This window comes from Aeromonas sp. NJAU223 (genome assembly GCF_051125555.1).
Taxonomy (GTDB): domain Bacteria; phylum Pseudomonadota; class Gammaproteobacteria; order Enterobacterales; family Aeromonadaceae; genus Aeromonas; species Aeromonas veronii_G.
The window spans coordinates 2535919-2552113 of the sequence record NZ_CP144204.1 but is presented as its reverse complement, the minus strand read 5'-3'; the positions used below and the strand labels follow the sequence as shown (position 1 = coordinate 2552113).

General features: G+C 62.2%; 17 protein-coding genes. 10 read left to right on the top strand and 7 right to left on the bottom strand.

Annotated features, from left to right (window positions below; genetic code table 11):
- Window positions 1–11: 11 nt before the first annotated feature.
- Window positions 12–776 (bottom strand): penicillin-insensitive murein endopeptidase, encoded by a 765-nt coding sequence (mepA, locus tag VZC39_RS11650; protein ID WP_349918043.1) that lies wholly within the window; start codon window positions 774–776, stop codon window positions 12–14.
- Between the two features lie 168 nt (window positions 777–944).
- Between mepA and VZC39_RS11645 the strand changes: the two genes are divergently transcribed.
- Together VZC39_RS11645 and VZC39_RS11640 are read left to right on the top strand one after the other, a co-directional pair.
- Window positions 945–1487 carry a hypothetical protein gene (locus VZC39_RS11645; protein ID WP_434662670.1) on the top strand — a complete coding sequence of 181 codons (543 nt, stop codon included), beginning with the start codon at window positions 945–947 and terminating at the stop codon, window positions 1485–1487.
- A 249-nt stretch (window positions 1488–1736) separates the two neighbouring features.
- Window positions 1737–1982 (top strand): RNA recognition motif domain-containing protein, encoded by a 246-nt coding sequence (locus tag VZC39_RS11640; protein ID WP_434668468.1) that lies wholly within the window; start codon window positions 1737–1739, stop codon window positions 1980–1982.
- A 67-nt stretch (window positions 1983–2049) separates the two neighbouring features.
- On the opposite strand, the gene VZC39_RS11635 is transcribed toward VZC39_RS11640, so the two are convergent.
- Window positions 2050–2949 (bottom strand): aldo/keto reductase, encoded by a 900-nt coding sequence (locus tag VZC39_RS11635; protein ID WP_434662667.1) that lies wholly within the window; start codon window positions 2947–2949, stop codon window positions 2050–2052.
- A 132-nt stretch (window positions 2950–3081) separates the two neighbouring features.
- Here VZC39_RS11635 and VZC39_RS11630 point away from each other — a divergent pair, with 132 nt between their 5' ends.
- From VZC39_RS11630 to ltaE, 3 genes are all read left to right on the top strand, one after another.
- Window positions 3082–3489 (top strand): XRE family transcriptional regulator, encoded by a 408-nt coding sequence (locus VZC39_RS11630; protein WP_434662665.1) that lies wholly within the window; start codon window positions 3082–3084, stop codon window positions 3487–3489.
- 121 nt (window positions 3490–3610) lie between these two features.
- Complete coding sequence (locus VZC39_RS11625) at window positions 3611–4321, top strand: short-chain dehydrogenase (protein WP_434662663.1); 711 nt, start codon at window positions 3611–3613, stop codon at window positions 4319–4321.
- A gap of 86 nt (window positions 4322–4407) precedes the next feature.
- Entirely contained in the window at window positions 4408–5424 is a 1017-nt protein-coding gene (gene ltaE / locus VZC39_RS11620) for a low-specificity L-threonine aldolase (protein ID WP_349918038.1), read from the top strand.
- Between the two features lie 67 nt (window positions 5425–5491).
- Here the strand turns inward: ltaE and VZC39_RS11615 are convergent, their stop codons facing one another.
- From VZC39_RS11615 to VZC39_RS11600, 4 genes are all read right to left on the bottom strand, one after another.
- Window positions 5492–5923 carry a PAS domain-containing protein gene (locus tag VZC39_RS11615; protein WP_349918036.1) on the bottom strand — a complete coding sequence of 144 codons (432 nt, stop codon included), beginning with the start codon at window positions 5921–5923 and terminating at the stop codon, window positions 5492–5494.
- A gap of 55 nt (window positions 5924–5978) precedes the next feature.
- Window positions 5979–6995 (bottom strand): response regulator, encoded by a 1017-nt coding sequence (locus VZC39_RS11610; protein ID WP_434662660.1) that lies wholly within the window; start codon window positions 6993–6995, stop codon window positions 5979–5981.
- A gap of 46 nt (window positions 6996–7041) precedes the next feature.
- Window positions 7042–7986: a LysR family transcriptional regulator gene (locus VZC39_RS11605; protein WP_434662658.1), complete on the bottom strand. Its 945-nt coding sequence runs from the start codon at window positions 7984–7986 to the stop codon at window positions 7042–7044.
- Between the two features lie 77 nt (window positions 7987–8063).
- The gene (locus VZC39_RS11600) at window positions 8064–8765 is read right to left on the bottom strand and encodes a DUF2982 domain-containing protein (RefSeq protein ID WP_434662655.1); all 702 of its coding nucleotides are present in this window, start codon (window positions 8763–8765) and stop codon (window positions 8064–8066) included.
- Window positions 8766–8935: 170 nt separating this feature from the next.
- On the opposite strand from VZC39_RS11600, the gene VZC39_RS11595 reads away from it, so the two are divergent.
- The 5 genes from VZC39_RS11595 to VZC39_RS11575 all read left to right on the top strand — a co-directional run bounded on the left by VZC39_RS11595 (window position 8936) and on the right by VZC39_RS11575 (window position 14862).
- A complete protein-coding gene (locus VZC39_RS11595) occupies window positions 8936–10876 on the top strand; it encodes a putative bifunctional diguanylate cyclase/phosphodiesterase (RefSeq protein WP_434668466.1) in 1941 nt (646 codons plus the stop codon).
- A gap of 154 nt (window positions 10877–11030) precedes the next feature.
- The gene (locus VZC39_RS11590) at window positions 11031–12596 is read left to right on the top strand and encodes an AbgT family transporter (protein WP_434662653.1); all 1566 of its coding nucleotides are present in this window, start codon (window positions 11031–11033) and stop codon (window positions 12594–12596) included.
- Between the two features lie 66 nt (window positions 12597–12662).
- Complete coding sequence (gene nfsA / locus VZC39_RS11585; protein WP_434662651.1) at window positions 12663–13388, top strand: oxygen-insensitive NADPH nitroreductase; 726 nt, start codon at window positions 12663–12665, stop codon at window positions 13386–13388.
- Window positions 13389–13550: 162 nt separating this feature from the next.
- Window positions 13551–14315, top strand: a complete 765-nt coding sequence (locus VZC39_RS11580; RefSeq protein ID WP_434662649.1) for a DNA repair protein — start codon at window positions 13551–13553, stop codon at window positions 14313–14315.
- A gap of 1 nt (window position 14316) precedes the next feature.
- Window positions 14317–14862: a VOC family protein gene (locus VZC39_RS11575; protein ID WP_434662648.1), complete on the top strand. Its 546-nt coding sequence runs from the start codon at window positions 14317–14319 to the stop codon at window positions 14860–14862.
- Between the two features lie 25 nt (window positions 14863–14887).
- Here VZC39_RS11575 and VZC39_RS11570 read toward each other — a convergent pair whose 3' ends face one another.
- Window positions 14888–16099 carry an MFS transporter gene (locus tag VZC39_RS11570; RefSeq protein WP_434662646.1) on the bottom strand — a complete coding sequence of 404 codons (1212 nt, stop codon included), beginning with the start codon at window positions 16097–16099 and terminating at the stop codon, window positions 14888–14890.
- Between the last annotated feature and the right edge of the window lie 96 nt (window positions 16100–16195).

Below are 16195 nucleotides of genomic sequence, written 5' to 3'. Positions count from 1 at the left end.
CCAGCTTGTGGTCAGCCCTCACAACGACTGGGTAGGGTAGGGGCGCGATAGCTTGTCGATACCTTGGGGAGCTGGGGCTTGTCTTTGAGCCAGGAAGCCAGCTCGGCGCCGCAGCCATTGCCTGGGGGAATGGGGGCCTGAGGCTGGCAGTCCGGGCTGCCAGCCGGGCAGCGCAAGCGGACGTGGAAGTGGCTGAAGTGACCGACCCAGGGGCGCAGCTTATAGACCCAAGGCTCGTCTCCCGCCCGCTTGCACACCTCGGCCTTGAGGGCGGGGTTGATGAAGATGCGGGTCACCTCGGGTCGGTCGGCCGCGAGGCGCAGCAGGGTGAGCTGCTGGGGCCCGAAACGCCCGGGCAGCACCCGGTAGCTGGGTTCATCGATAAGGGCCCACTCCTTGGGAGCATCCAGCTCCCATTTGGCGATGGGCCTGTCGGCCATCCGAAACCAGATGTCGGCATCCAGACCGGTCTGGTGGCTGCGATGGCCCGAAGTGAAGGGGCCCCCCCTGGCCATGGCGAGATCGGCGATGTAGAGATCCGGCATGCCGACCATCTTGGTCCGGTTCGCCAGCCCCTGCAGGTAATGGATGAGATCCGGGTGGCCGTAGTAGCGCAGCCGCTTGCTGCGGATCACCTGATAGCCTGGCCCCTCGAGAGGCAGGGCCATCGACCCCTTCAGACAGCCGGCGGCGTAGCCGCCAATCGCCTCGCTCTGGAGGGAGAGGGGCGGGGTCAAGAAGGTGCTGGTGGCGAGCAGGATAGCGGTAGCGAGCATGGGATCTCCTGTCGTGGCGCCCGCTGTGCGGGCTTGAGTGTGGGCTCAGATAACCCCAATCATATCAACAGAGGCGAGCGCTCGTCATCCGCGTTGCCCTGCAGGTTGCAACGCACGGGCAGGCTCACGCACAATGCGCGGCAATCATGAAAAAAAGAGGAGCTCTAGATGAGAGTCAGTGAACTGGCGTCACGGCCGGGGCTGTGCTGGTTGATGCCACCGGCGCGGCGTTTCTACGGGATCATGGTCTGTCTGCTGTTGGCGAGCCTTGGCACCGTCGTGGCCGCCATCTGGCTGGGTTATCCCGAGATGGGGTTGCTGCCCTGGGTTGGCGTGGTGTTTGGCGGCATCGTGCTGCTGATGATGGTGCTGCCGCGCAACTGGCAACGCTGGCGACTGGCAGAGCTCGCCTGGGACGATGAACACCTCTATCTGCTCAACGGCGGAGATGACAAGGCGCTGGCCTTGCCCAGATCGGCGCTGGTGGGCATGACGCGGGATCGCAAGGTGGGTCATGACGGTCAGTGGCTCGACTTCAGCCTGGATCTGGCGCTCGGTGCGGAGACCCTGGCCGCGACCACGGTGCTGCTGAGGCTGACCAGGGAAGGGACCCACGAGGTGGAACCCGGAGTCTACCGTTTCGGCTTTAAACGGGCCTGGCATGGTCGACGCGCCCTCGGGGAGATCCTGGCCAGCCTGCAACCAGCCTGATCTGACTATTTTCTCGACAATGTGCCATAAAGCTCAGATACTGCCTCTGATTCGAATTGATCTTTCTCGTGCCGATAGCCCAAGAGATCAATGACTTGGGCTGTGGGATGAGGAGTGCCACGGCATGATGCCATGGCTGGTCCGGCAAGGGGGTTGTGCCTTACTTCTCTGCCGGTGGATGCATAGATAAGGCACCTAGAATCGAGAGTGGATGGCATGAAGATTTACGTAGGAAATCTGTCGTACCGGATGACGGCCGACGAACTGACAAGCGTGTTCAGCCAATTTGGACAGGTAGACAAGGTCGATATCATCATCGACCGGGATACCGGTCAGTCCAAGGGATTTGGCTTCATTGAAATGCCGGTCAACGGGGATGCCGAGAAGGCCATCGTCGGGTTGCACGGCACCGAGGTCGGCGGGCGCACCATCACCGTCAATCAGGCCAAGCCGAAGACAGATGCTCCTCGTGGTCGCCCCCAGCGCCACCGTTGAATCGTCTCGATAACGAAAAACGGCATGGATCTCTCCATGCCGTTTTTGTTTGTCTGAAAAGGCGGGATCAGGGCACGTCGTAACCGAGGGCGGCCTTGCGGATCCGGAACCACTGCTGGCGGCTGAGCACGATGGACTCGGCCGCTACGGCCGCCGCGATCCGCTCCCGCTTGCCGGAGCCGATGAGGGGCAGCGGCTGGCTCGGCAACATCATCACCCAGGCGTAAACTACTTGCTCCAGGGTCTGGGCACCCACTTCCTGGCGAATTTGCTCGAGTTCGGCGCGCAGGGGGCCAAAAGCCGGATCGCTGAACAAGCGGCCGCCGCCGAGGCAGGACCAGGCCATGGGTTTGATGCGCTGCTGCTGGCACTGATCCAGGGTGCCGTTCAGCGTCCCTTCCTGATGGAGCGGCGAGATCTCCAGCTGGTTGGTGACCAGCGGGAAGGGGAGGCGCGATTGCAGCAGCTCGAACTGGCGGGCGGTGAAGTTGGAGACCCCGGCGTGTTTGATCTTGCCCGCCTGCTTCAGGGTGACGAAGGCATCGGCGACCTCGTCCGCATTCAGCAGGGGATCCGGGCGGTGGATCAGCAGCAGATCAAGATGATCGGTGCCGAGTTTTTGCAAGGAGGCCTCGGCGCTCGCGATGATGTGGGCCTTGCCGGTGTTGTAGTGGTTGAGGGCATGTTCCGGCTTGGCGGTCAGGGCGATGCCGCACTTGCTGACGATCTCCATCCGGTTGCGCAGGGACGGCTCGAGGCGCAGGGCACGACCGAAGGCCTCCTCGCACTGGTAGCCGCCGTAGATGTCGGCGTGATCGATGGTGGTCACTCCCAGATCCAGGTGGTACTTCATCAGATCCAGCAGGGCGTCGGGGGAGAGCTGCCACTCCATCAGGCGCCAGTAGCCCATGATGAGACGGGAGAAGGTCGGGCCTTGCGGGTGCAGGGCAAGACGGGATACGGACATGGTGACTCCTTGGGACATAACGGGAAATGGGCGAATACGGGAAATAAATACTGCCTGCATCTTGGTCTCTTCCGGTGGACATGGCAATAATGCGTCCCGCGCAAATTCGAACTTTGGTTCTGGGGAGGAGAGATGGAAGGGTTTGCCGAGCGGCTGCAGAGCCTGATCGGGACGGGGAGCGTGAGCGCCTTCGCCCGCAAGGTGGGCCTGAGCGAAGCGTTGATCCGCAAGTATCTGAAGGGGGCCGAACCCGGCCTTGGCAAGGCGAACCAGATTGCCATGGGGGCCAACTGCTCCCTGGAGTGGCTCGCCACTGGTTGCGGTTATCTCTACCGCCAGGCCGAAGTGGTGGATAGAGAAGCGCTGGCAGCGGCGGGCCATTTGCTACAGGAGTGTTTACCTGCCGAGCCCCTGCCCGATGAGGAGCAGCTCGTCACCCTGCTCGCCTACTACCAGTTCCTGCGCAGCCACAAGCAGGCTGACGGTTTTCTGGACTTGGCCCGGGCCAGGGAGTTTGGTCGTCACCTGAACGAGGCCTGAGCCGGAAGAGAAGACGCGCGAAGCGGCAGAGCGTCGATGAGGATGCGGGAGCGCGCGGGAGCTTCGGGCCCGTGATTCTTCTGATACCCTCTACACAAAGGGCAAATCCAAGGACATGGAGATGGGCTATCTGATCCTGGGCAGTGGCGGACTGGGCACGGCGCTGGCACATGAGCTGGCCAGGCGCGGCGAAGAGTGGCTGCTGGCGGGGCGACAACTGCCGAGGGGGCTGGATCCCGCCTGCTATTTCCCGCTGCAGGAGGTGGACTCTCTCGGCTTCGATGCCCTGTTCACCCTTTATGAGCAGGCCCGGTTGCCGAACGTGGTGATCAACACCATCGGTCTGCTGCACGATCTCAACCACCTGCCGGAGCGGCGGGTGGAAGAGGTGGATCCCGCGTGGCTCTGCGAGAGCCTGCAGGTCAATGCCTGGCCCCATCTTGCACTGGGGGCTTGCCTGAGCCGGCTGATGGCGCCGGATGCTCGCCTCTGGCTCTGCTCGGTCTCGGATCTGGCGGGCAGCATAGGAGATGCTGCATCGCAAGGCGTCCCTGGTCGCTACAGCTACCGGATGAGCAAGGCCGCCCTCAGCATGGGCTCTTGCCTGCTGGCGCGGGAGTGGGCGCAGCGCTTCCCCGGTGCTGGGGTCATCACGGTGCACCCCGGGCCGATGGACACCCCCCTGCAGCAGCCGTTTCACCACGAGCTGGATACTGCCTCGTTGCAAGCCCCCGCGCAGGTGGCGTCGCGGCTGCTCAACCTCATCGAGACCCTGACGCCGGCCCACTCCGGCCAGTTTCTGGATCTGGCGGGCCGCCCCCTTCCCTGGTGAGTCACCGGATTCACATTCCGCTCCCCCGCCGCTTGCCAGGCTCTCCCCGTCTGGTTAATGTCATTCACCTGCATCAGGAGGATGACATGCGCTATATCGATTTACGAAGTGATACCGTGACCCAGCCCACGGAGGCCATGCGCCAGAGCATGCTGCACGCCGAGGTGGGGGATGATGTCTATGGGGAAGATCCCAGCATCAACGCGCTGGAGCGCAAGGGGGCCGAACTACTGGGCAAGGAGGCCGCCCTGTTCGTGCCCTCCGGCACCATGTCCAACCTGCTGGCGATGATGAGTCATTGCCAGCGCGGCGAAGGCGCCATCCTGGGCTCGGCTTCCCACATCTATCGCTATGAGGCGCAAGGGTCTGCCGTGCTGGGCTCGGTGGCGTTGCAACCTGTGCCTACTCAGGCCGACGGCACCCTGTTGCTGTCCGATGTGCTGGGGGGCCTCGCCCCCGATGATGCCCATTTCGTCCAGACCCGCCTCATCTGCCTCGAGAACACGCACAACGGCAAGGTGCTGCCACTCTCTTATCTGCATCAGGTGCGCGATGTCGCCGACCGCCATGGCCTGTCACTGCATCTGGATGGTGCTCGCTTGTTCAATGCGGTGGTGGCGAGCGGTGAACCGGTTGCGGCCATTGCCGCCCCCTTCGACAGTGTCTCCGTCTGCCTCTCCAAGGGGCTGGGGGCGCCGGTGGGCTCCCTGCTGGTGGGAGCGGGCGATTTCATCGCCAGGGCCCGGCGACTGCGCAAGATGCTGGGGGGCGGCATGCGCCAGGCCGGGAGTCTGGCCCAGGCCGGCTTGTTCGCCCTGGATCAGCACGTTGCACGCCTTGCGGACGATCACCGCCGTGCCAAGCGGCTGGCACAAGGGTTGGCGGTCCTGCCCGGCATCGAACTGGATCTTGCCGAGGTGCAGACCAATATGGTGTTCCTGCGGCTGGTGAAAGGGGAGAGCGCGGAACTGCTCGCCTTCATGAAGGAGCGCGGCATCCTCTTCTCCGGCTACGGCGAGATGCGACTGGTAACCCACTTGCAGATCACCGATGACGACATCGACGAGGTGATCGACGCCTTCACCGAGTTTGTGAACGCCTGATGCACGTCGATGAGTGAGAAACGAGAGAGGGCGCCTGCGGGCGCCCTCTGCTTTTGTTGCCGGGGGCTCAGCCCTGACGCTGGCCCATGATCAGGGTTGCCTCGTCGGTGGCGTCGTAGATCATGACGGCCAGGTGGGTCACCTGGCCACCGAAATCGGCCAGTGGCACCAGGGTCAGGTTCTGGTACATGTGGGGGGCCGTGCCAGTGATGGGGCGATAGTTGGAGAAGCGCAGCAGGTAGGGACGCTGCTCCCAGGTACTGAAGGCGCGGTTGTTGAGTTTGAACACCATGTTCGCCTTGCGCTCGAACCAGGCCCTGTCCACGTCGGGAAAGAGCTCGAACAGGCTTTGATCACGCACCTGCGCGGCCAGGCGGCCGCTGTGGCTCTCCATGAAGCCGTTCCATACCTGTACCTTGTAGTCCCGGCTGAGTACGACCAGCCCCACATCCAGGTTCTGGACTATGTTCATCAGCCAATGAAATTCGCGAATCTCCATGGTCACTCCTTGCTCTCTTGTCTGGTCATTTATGCTGCCAATGGTCGTGATGACCCTAGAGCATGTGCATGATCTTGTGATTCATGGTGGCGATGGAATCTTCAGTAAACAACAGTAGCAGATCGCACTGCACGGCATAACCCTGGATCCGGTAGTTGATCTCGATGGCCAGGGTGCGGCGCCAGCGGCTCTGGTTGGTCTGGATCAGGTCCTGGATGGACCTGTGTTGACCCAGCACCACCGGGTGCCCCTGGCTGAAGGGGGTGTCTAGCTGATTGGCGTAACCGCGCAGGAAGGCGCCGATCAGCACGTTGGCGGTATCCATCAGCAGTTCCAGTTCGGCATTGTGATCGAGTGCCCCCTGATGGTTCATCAGGCGGGCCAGATCCTGGAAGCTGGCATCGTGGAACAGGAGCAGGGCCTCCCCGGCAATGCCGGCACCGATGAAACCCTGGCAGACGGCGGAGAGGGTATCCGACTCGGCGGCGGCCGAGAGGGCCATGTGCAGTTCGGAGACCTCCAGCACGTTGACGTTCGGGATGGGCAGCACCACGAAGGCGTCGAGCAGCTGGGCCAGCAGGTTGGCGGCCTGGCCCATGGCAACGTTGGCCAGCTCCTGATAGACATCCCTGAGCTCCGGGGTGAACGAGATGGCCGGGGCGCTGGCAGGGGGGGCGGATGGCGTGACCGCCACCGTGGGAGCTGCACCCGGCTGCCACAGGCCGTGGCGTTGCAGGAGTGCTTGCAGCATCTCGGGGGAGGCGGGTTTCTTGATGAAATCCAGGGCGCCGAGCGCCATGACGCGCTGATAGGCTTCCGGCTGGATATCGCCGGAGACCACGATCACCTTGTTGCGCAGCCCCTCTTGCTTGAGGGTTTCCAGCACGCCGTAACCGTCCATCTCCGGCATGGTGAGATCCAGAAAGACCAGATCCCCATGGCCCATCAGGATCTGCTCCACCCCTTCCAGGCCGTTGGCGGCCTGGTGCAGGGTCACTGACCAGGGGGTGGGCAGGGCGCGCATCAGTTGCTTGCGGGCAAAACCCGAGTCATCACATATCAATACATTCATGGTGTTGGCCAGTCCGTGCGAGGTGCATCGGGTAAAGGTCGCAGTATCAGAGGTCAGATGCAATGGGCAGGGGCATGGCCGGCAAGAATTGATCGTCCCGTTGATGGCTGCGATAGCGTACCGAGTACTTTTCAACGAACTCGGCGAACATCTTGACCCGCAGCGGGGTGAACTGGGGCTGGCACTGCAGCATGTAGAAGGGGCGCCGATCCGATCGCCAGTTTGGCAGCACGGCCACCAGCTGTTCATCCTGCAGGAAGGGATGAACATAGTGCAGGGGGGCGTTGACGATGCCGAGGTGACGCCGGGCCGCTCGCACGGCAGCCTGGGTCTGGTTGACACTCAGGCGCGGGGGGCGTTTGACCTGCACCATCTGCTCGTCCCGATCGATCAGCTGCCAGTGACGGTGTGGCCAGCAGTGGATGAGGTCGTGCTCTTCCAGCTGCGCCGGGTGCGCCGGGTTGCCCATCTTCTCCAGATAGAGGGGAGAGGCGAACAAGCCGTACTCGATGTGGCCGAGGCAGAGGGCATTGGGCAGGGACTGGGGCAGCTCGCCATTGAAGAACACCAGATCCCTGTCTTGATCGCACAGGGGGGAGTGATCATTGGTCTGGCTGATGTCAAATTGCACCCCGGGATAGCGCAGGCCGAAGTCCGCCAGCATGTCGACCAGGATGGTGTTGGAGAGGGCGATGGGGGCCGCGAGGCGAATGAGGCCGCTGATGTCGCGATCCTGACCCTGGATCTCCCCCGTCGCCTGTTCAATCTCGGCCAGGGGAGTGCAGAGGCGCTCGTAATAGCGCAGGCCTTCGTCGGTGAGGCGCAGCTTGCGGGTGGATCTGTGCAGCAGGCTGCAGCCAAGCTGCTCCTCCAGCTGAGAAATTCGTCGACTGATGGTGCCGGTCGGCATGCCCAGCGCGGCTGCGGCGTGGGAGAAACCGCCCTCTTGCACCACCTTGACGAACAGATAGAACTCTTCGATGTACTTCATAAGCGGCTTAGGGGGTGTTTGTAACAAGCCAGAGACCTTATGAAGAGTCATCTGGCTTGGCAAGCGCAATCCGGCATTTAATTGATCTGGATTAGATTCGATTCCCGGCGATATTCATTCAACAGGCGGACAAAATCCGCGGGCGCCCGATCCAAGCTGTTGTCCGGGACCAGCAGATCATACCCCAGCAGGTCCCGCAGTCTCGTCATACGGTTGCCGAGCATGGCGATCACCCCCTCGTAACGCTGACCGGAGGGGGAACGAAAGCGGCTCTCTTCCAGCAACTCTCCCCCCAGCAGGCCACTGCCACAACCGCCGCCAAGGCAGCCTGGCTGCTCGCTCTGCATCGCCTGCAACAGCACGGCGCGTTGCTCGGTCAGCAGGCGGACCGCCAGCCGGGGTGTGATCAACGTCAAAAAATCGTCGTAATCCTTAATCTTCAGACCGATATAGGGGAGGGGCACCAAATCCCAGCCCAAATGGATACGCGGCTGGTCAATTCGTTGAATATTTCTCCATTTCAGGATCCAGCCCCCGTGCTTGTGGTGATATTGCAAACAATCCTGACACAGGGAGAGACTAAAATGAGGCTCATTGAGCTTGAGGGCTCCGACGAATACTGTCATCAGTCCTGCGAGGAGCACCGAGATGGCCGGGATTAATAGTTGTTCGCGAAACAAAAAAAGTATAAAAATCATGGCTATGGTTATGACTACACCCAACAATATCAATGTGAGTCCGTTTCTTCTGACCATAGGGTTCACATGTAGCGTTTTCATATAAAACCGGCCTTATCTTGCCCATGCATGTTTCCAGATTATGAGCCGGATCTGATTTTGTACCAGCACGTTGGCGTCGTTCAGGGATGGCCGTGACTGGTGTTGCTATGAGCTCTCAGCATGAATCACCACCAAAGATGAATACGCTAGACGAACGCCTACTCACTGCCATGGATGCACTCCATACCCCTGTCTGGGTCTATGACATCCAGCGTCATCATATCTACTGGGCCAATGGCTCGGCGCTGGGGGTATGGGAGGCGAGTTCCCTCATCGAACTGCAATCCCGCGACTTCTCGGCCGACATGGCCGCCGCCATCGATCTGCTGTTGCAGCGTTATCTTGGCGACTTCCAGCAAGGGCGCAGCTACAGCGAGTGGTGGACCATCTCTCCGCGCGGGGTCAAGAAACAGGTCTATCTGCGCCTCTCCGGGGTCGAGATCGCCGGGCGCCTGATGATGATGACGGAGGCGGTGATCGACGCCGACACCCTCTATCAGGAGTCCTCCCTCGCCACCGGCGACACCCTGGCCTGTCTGTTTGACAACCAGGGGCGATTCGAAAGTGGCAACCACCACTTCGAACTCTGCTTCGGCCTCCAGGTTCGCCAACTGATGCAGGTGTTCTCCGGGGTGGACGAGGCCTTTCTGCGCCGGCTCTCCCGCCTCGACGAGGTGGTGGCCGAGGGGGAGTGCCGGACCCTGAAGGGGATGCGCTGGTTCCAGTACCAGTTTCGCCACATCCAGCAGGGGGCGAGGATACTGCTCACCATGCGGGACATCACGGACCGCAAGCTCGAGGAGCTGGAACATCGCCACCTGGCCTGGCACGACTCCCTCACCGGCCTGCTCAACCGCTATGGCCTGATGAAATCCCTCGAGGCCTATTGCGGCATCGGGGGGCGCTTCGCCCTGGTATTCATGGACTTGGACAACTTCAAACTGGTCAATGACAACTACGGCCACAAGGCGGGGGATCGCCTGCTGGAGCGGGTGGCCGGGCGGCTCAAGCAGATCTGCCCGCGGGACGTGGAGCTGGCGCGCCTCGGCGGGGACGAGTTCACCGCCCTGGTGCCCCTCAATCAGGCGAGCGAGCGGGCCCAGGAGGTGGCGGATCTCATGCTCTCCCAGATGAGCAAGCCGCTGCAGCTGAGCGGGCTCCCCGAGGTCACCATTGGGGGCAGCATCGGCATCGCCATCTACCCGGACGACGCCGATGACGGCGACAACCTCATCACCCGTGCCGACATGGCCATGTATCAGGCCAAGCAGATGGGACGCCTGCGCTGGCAGCGTTTCACCCCCAGCATGCAGCAGAGCCTGCATCGCAAGCTGACCTTGAAGCAGTTTCTGGCCAAGGCGGTGGGCCGCCAGGAGCTGAGCCTGCGCTATCAGCCCCAGGTGGATGTGGCCCAGGGCCGGCTCATCGGCTTCGAGGCCCTGCTGCGCTGGTACAACCCCGTGCTGGGGCACGTCTCCCCGGGGGAGTTCATCCCGCTGGCGGAGGAGATGGGGCTCATTCGCGAGATAGGGAGCTGGGTGCTCTCCACGGCCTTGGCCCAGATGGGGGAGTGGCAGCGGCAATGGCAGGTACGGGTGCCGGTGTCGGTCAATCTCTCCGGCTTCCAGCTGTCGGCGAATCTGCCAGGGCTGGTGGCCCAGCAGCTCGCGGCATTCGAGGTCGATCCCGGTCTGCTGACTCTGGAGCTGACCGAAACCGTGCTGATGCTGGATATGAAGGGGTGCATCGACATCCTCGACGCCTTGAGCGGGCAGGGGATCAAGATAGCCATCGACGACTTTGGCACCGGTTACTCGTCGCTCGCCTACCTCAACCGGCTGCCCATCGACACCATCAAGCTGGATCGCTCCTTCGTGGTGGGGCTCAACCTGCCGGTGATCCGGGCCACGGTCGCCATGGCCACCAGCCTGGGGCTCGGGATCCTGGCCGAAGGGGTGGAGGACGAGCACGAGCTGGCGGCCCTGCGCGCCCAGGGTTGCCACATCTTCCAGGGATTCCTGTTCAGCACTCCCATGACCGCGGCCGAGGTCGAGGAGGCGGGTTTCGTCATCCAGTGCAAGAGCGGCGCCTATCCGCTGGTAAACGGCTAAAATCTCGACAGTGGAATGTGCGGCATGTCGCGTTTTTATAGCGTGACATGCCAAATTAAACAAAATTAATCGAATATATGACTCGTATCATGGGTTTTATTGGACGTTATCGCTAGTATGCAGCCTCATTTCCTGGTCATGGAGTATCACCATAATGAGTCAAGCTGCAGTCAACAAGGGCCCCGCCAGCCCACCCAGCGGCTGGTTGAATCGCTTTCTGAACGGGGTGGAGAAGGCGGGCAACAAGCTGCCAGACCCCGCCATGCTGTTTCTCTATGCACTGCTGATCGTCTGGGTCGGTTCCTGGATCCTCTCCCAATTCTCGTTTGATCTGGTCAATCCCCGCACCGGCGAGGCCGTGGTGGTCAACAACCTGCTGACCGGCGCCGGCCTTGCCGAATTTCTCGCCAGCATGGTGACCACGTTCACCAGTTTTGCGCCGCTTGGCATCGTGCTGGTGGCCATGCTGGGGGTGGGCGTCGCCGAGCAGTCCGGTTTCATCAACACCGGTCTCAAGAAGCTGCTCAAGGTCACGCCAGCGCGTTTTCTGACTCCCATGCTGATCCTGGTGGCCATCGTCAGCCACACGGCGGCGGATGCGGGTTACGTGCTGGTCATTCCCATCGGGGGCATCATCTTCCACGCCGCCGGCCGTCACCCGCTGGCGGGGATCGCCGCCGCCTTTGCCGGGGTCTCCGGCGGCTTTGCCGCCAACTTCCTGCCTTCCGGTGGTGATGCCCTGTTGCAGGGGTTCACCCAGTCGTCTGCCCAGCTGCTCGACCCGGAGTACATGGTCAACACCCTGTGCAACATTTTCTTCACCGGCGCCTCCTCCCTGCTGATCATCTGTGTGGGCTGGTTCGTCACCGAGCGCATCGTCGAGCCGCGCCTCAAGCACATTCCCCTCAACGAGGAGCTGGAAAGCGCCGACGAGATGGGCCGCTACAGCGCCCAGGAGAGCCGGGCTTTCAACTGGGCAGGTTTTGCCATGCTGGCGGCCATCGTGCTGCTCGGGCTGGCCCTGTCGCCGAGCGATTCCCCCATGCGGGCGGCGGATGGTTCGCTCACCACCTTCGCGGCGCCGGTGATGAAATCCATCGTGCCGCTCATCTTCCTGCTGTTCATCCTGCCGGGGATCGTCTACGGCTTCGTGGCGGGCAGCTTCAAGAGCGGCAAGGACGTGATCGACGCCATGTCCGCCACCATGAACAAGATGGGCTCCTACATGGTGATGGCCTTCTTCTGCGCCCTCTTCATCAAGGCGTTCGGGGATTCCAACCTCGGCACCCTGCTGGCGCTCTCCGGCGCCGAGGTGCTGCACGCCCTGGCTCTGCCGGGGGAAGTGACCATAGTCGGCATCATCCTGCTCACCGCCACCGTCAACCTGGTGGTGGGGTCGGCGTCGGCCAAGTGGGCGCTGATCAGCCCCATCCTGGTGCCCATGCTGATGGCGGTGGGGATCTCCCCCGAACTGACCCAGGCGGCCTATCGGGTAGGGGATTCCGCCTCCAACATCATCACCCCGCTGATGGTCTTCTTCCCGCTGGTGGTGGTCTATTGCCAGCAATATGTGAAGAGCACCGGCATCGGCACCCTGGTCTCCATGATGCTGCCATACTCCCTGGCCTTCCTGGTGAGCTGGAGCATCTTCCTGCTGCTCTACTGGGGGATGGGCTTCCCGCTGGGGTTGCAGGCCCCGTATGTGTATCCTGCCCCTTGAGGGTGACGGGGGGCCTTGGGCCCCTCGTTTTTTTTGGGTAAAGTGAGGCCTTCATCTGGAGGCACCATGAACCCGACCATCGATCTCATCCTTTCCCATCGCTCCATTCGCCAATTCACCGCCGATCCCATCGATGCCGCCCAGCTCGATCAGATCCTGAGCGCCGCCCAGTCGGCCGCCAGTTCCAGCTTCCTGCAGGCCAACAGCATCATCCGGGTGACCGACAAGGGGCTGCGCGCCACCCTGGCGGAACTCGCCGGTCATCAGGCCTATGTGGCGGAGGCGGCGGAGTTTCTGCTGTTTTGTGCCGACTACCAGCGTCACAGCCAGATAGTGCCACAGGCCCAGACCGGTTTTGTTGAACAGTTGCTGATCGGCGCCATCGATGGCGCCCTGATGGCCCAGAACGCCCTCTTGGCGGCCCAGTCACTGGGGCTCGGCGGCGTCTACATCGGCGGCATTCGCAACAATCCGGCGGCGGTGAGCGAGGCGCTCTCGCTGCCTCATCAGGTGATCCCCCTGTTTGGCCTCTGCCTGGGTCACCCCGCCCAGCAGCCTGAGCAGAAACCGCGTCTGCCCCGCGCCCTAGTGGTGCACGAGAACCGCTACCCAGCAGCGCTCGATCGCGAACTGCTGGCCCAATACGACGATCAGATCCAGGCCTACTACCAGGCTCGCAGCAGCAACAACAAACAGCAGACCTGGAGTGGCCAGATCAAGGCCATTCTCGGCAAGGAGGCGCGCCCCTTCATGCTGGGCTTCCTGCAATCACGAGGCTTTTGTCTCAAGTAATGGGCGAGGCGGGCGATATGAGTGAGGGACTGAGGCTGCGCGCCACCCCTCACGGGGCCGCTTGCCATTGTTGTGAACCTGGCTGGCAATGGGCGCTACCCTGTGAGGGGTAAGCTGTTGTAGGATCAGGCAATTGGATTGGGACAGGAGTTTGGACACCCTATGATTTTAACCTTGATATTGCTGTCTATCGGCGCGCTCCTGTTTCTGGTCATCGCCTATAACGTGGTGCAGCAATACAAACAGAAGGCCGAGGCCGACAAGCGCCAGGCCATTGCTCGCCACAAAGCGGTGGCGGACGAAACCGAAGAGATGCTGCTGAACGTCAACCTGGTGCCCTTCTCCAAGAACATGGTGCTGCTGTTGCAGCACAGGATCCTGGATGCCTATCGCGCCATCGCCCAGGTCTCGCCCACCGGCCAGATCAAGCAGCGGGTGCAGGATGTGCAGATCCAGATCAAGAATGTGCAGGAGCACTACAACAGCCAGGACGAGGCACACTTCAAGACGCCGGAGTCCGATCGCCAGGCGATCCAGATGCTGCAGCTGGCCAAGAAGATGCGCGCCGTGCTGCGGGTGGAGCACAACAAGGGCAAGATAGATCCGCAAGGGTACGCCCAGGAGGATCGTCGCCTCGAGCTGCTGCAGCTCAAGGTGAATATCGCCAACCTGGTGAAACGGGCCATGGATGCCCAGATCCAGGGGCAATACGGCACCTGCCGCCAGCTCTACACCAAGGGGCTGAGCGCCCTTGCCAACATCTCCGACAAGGATGCCTACCTGTTCGCCCGGGAAGAAGACATGCGTCAGGGCTTGCTCCAGCTGGAGGAACACCTGCAGCAGCACAGCGAGAAAGAGCTGCAAAACATCAAGGACAAAGAGGCCGATGAGCTGGATGTCCTGTTCCAACCGAAGAAGAAATGGTGATATGCCCCATCCACTGAATACCACCCTGGGGCCGATGGCCCCTTTTGTTGGCCAACTGCTGACCGAATTGCACGCCCTGATGGGGGAGCTGGCGTCACCCAGAGTGGATCATCTCTGCTACCGCGCCGCCACCCTGCCCGAATACCTGAGTCTCAAACGCGAGCTTGCCCAGCAGGGTGTCTTGCTGGTGGAGGGCATGATAGGGGGGCGGCCCATCGCCACCTACCGGCTGCACCAGCCCGTCTGCTGGCAAGGGGTGAGCGTGCCCTGCATCGAGCTGGCCGCCCCCAAGCCGGGCCGCACGCATCAGGCGGGGCTCGAGCACATCGAACTGGTGGTCTCTTCCCTGCATGAGCTGGTGGCCGCACACCCCGCTCTGCCGTTCAAGACCGCCAATATCGAGGATGAGCGCAATCCGGATGTGGGGCTGATGCTGCCTTCGGGTCAGGTGAAATTCCACCTGCGCCCCTTGAGCGAGGTGATCGACGAGGAGCTGCTGACCGGCGCCGTGGTGCCGGTACCCATGGACTATTACGGGAAGCTCTGACACTCCGCCGCGTGCCTGCGGCGGTTCAGGATGCCAGAGAGGAGAGGGGGCGCGGGCTGCGCCCCTTGAGATGACCCAGCCAGAGGCTGAGCACGGCGGTGACGCAGAGCACTAGTTCGATGCCGAGCACCAATCCCGATAATCCCCCCCGCTCCCAGAAGGGGTGCAGATACAGGCCCCCCAGACTGGCCCCCAGATAGTACCCCACCAGATAGAGCGACGATGCCAGCGCCCGGTTGTGCTCCACGTGCTGGCCGACCCAGGCGCTGGCACAGGCGTGGGCGAGGAAGAAGCCAAAACTCGAGACAAGCAGCCCGCCGAGGATGGCCGTCAGGGTGCCAAGCAGTAGCATCAGGCTGCCGATGGCCATCAGCAGAATGCCGGCGAGCAACAGGTGCTGTGCCCCCCAGCGACTGGCGCAGCGACCGCTGATGGAAGAGGCGATTGTGCCGGTAAGGTAGGTCAGAAACAGCATCCCGAGCCACTGGGTCGGTAAGGAGAAGGGGGGCTCGGCCATCAGGAAGGTGAGGTAGCTGTATTGGTTGAGAAAGACCATGAAATTGAGCCCGCCGATGAGATAGGCCCCCACCAGCAGCGGATTGCCGAGGTGGCTGGCGATGGCTTGGCGCAATTGGCCGGGGGCGGCGACCACGGCCACGAAGCGGGTCTGGGCGGGCAGCAGCCAGACGACCAGTGGTAGCAAGGCGAGGCTGATGAGGCCGATGCCAAAAAACGTGTGCTGCCAATCCCCGAACCAGCCTGCCAGGAGGCCACCGACCACCCGACCGGCGATGCCGCCGAGGGAGTTGGCGGCAATATAGACGCCGACCGCGGAGAGCAGGGCTCGCTTGCTGAACTCTTCCCCCATGTAGGCGATGGCGGTGGCGGGCAGCCCGGCCAGCAAGACGCCCTGCAGGATGCGCAGGATCACCAGCATGTCGAAGTCGGTCACCAGCGGAATGAGCAAGGAGAGCAGGATGGCGCCGGTCAGTGTCCACAACATGATGCGGCGGCGACCGAAGCGATCCGCGAGCCGGGCGCACAGCAGCAGCGAGGCTGCGAGCCCGGCGGTACAGCCCGCCAGGGTCCAGCCGGCGGAGAGGGAGCTGACGGAGAAGACCTGTGACAGCAGGGGAAGCAGAGGGTGGGTCTGATAAAGATTGAGGAACACCAGGAAGGAGCCCAGGCTCAGGGCCAGGGTGGCGCGTATCCACTCACGGCTGCCGATTTCGATCATATGCGGTTGTCCTGACTGCATTTTTTGCAGAGTTATCTGCGATATATCCCGCAGACTAGTGCGCCGCTTGATATAAATATAATATATTTATGTTAT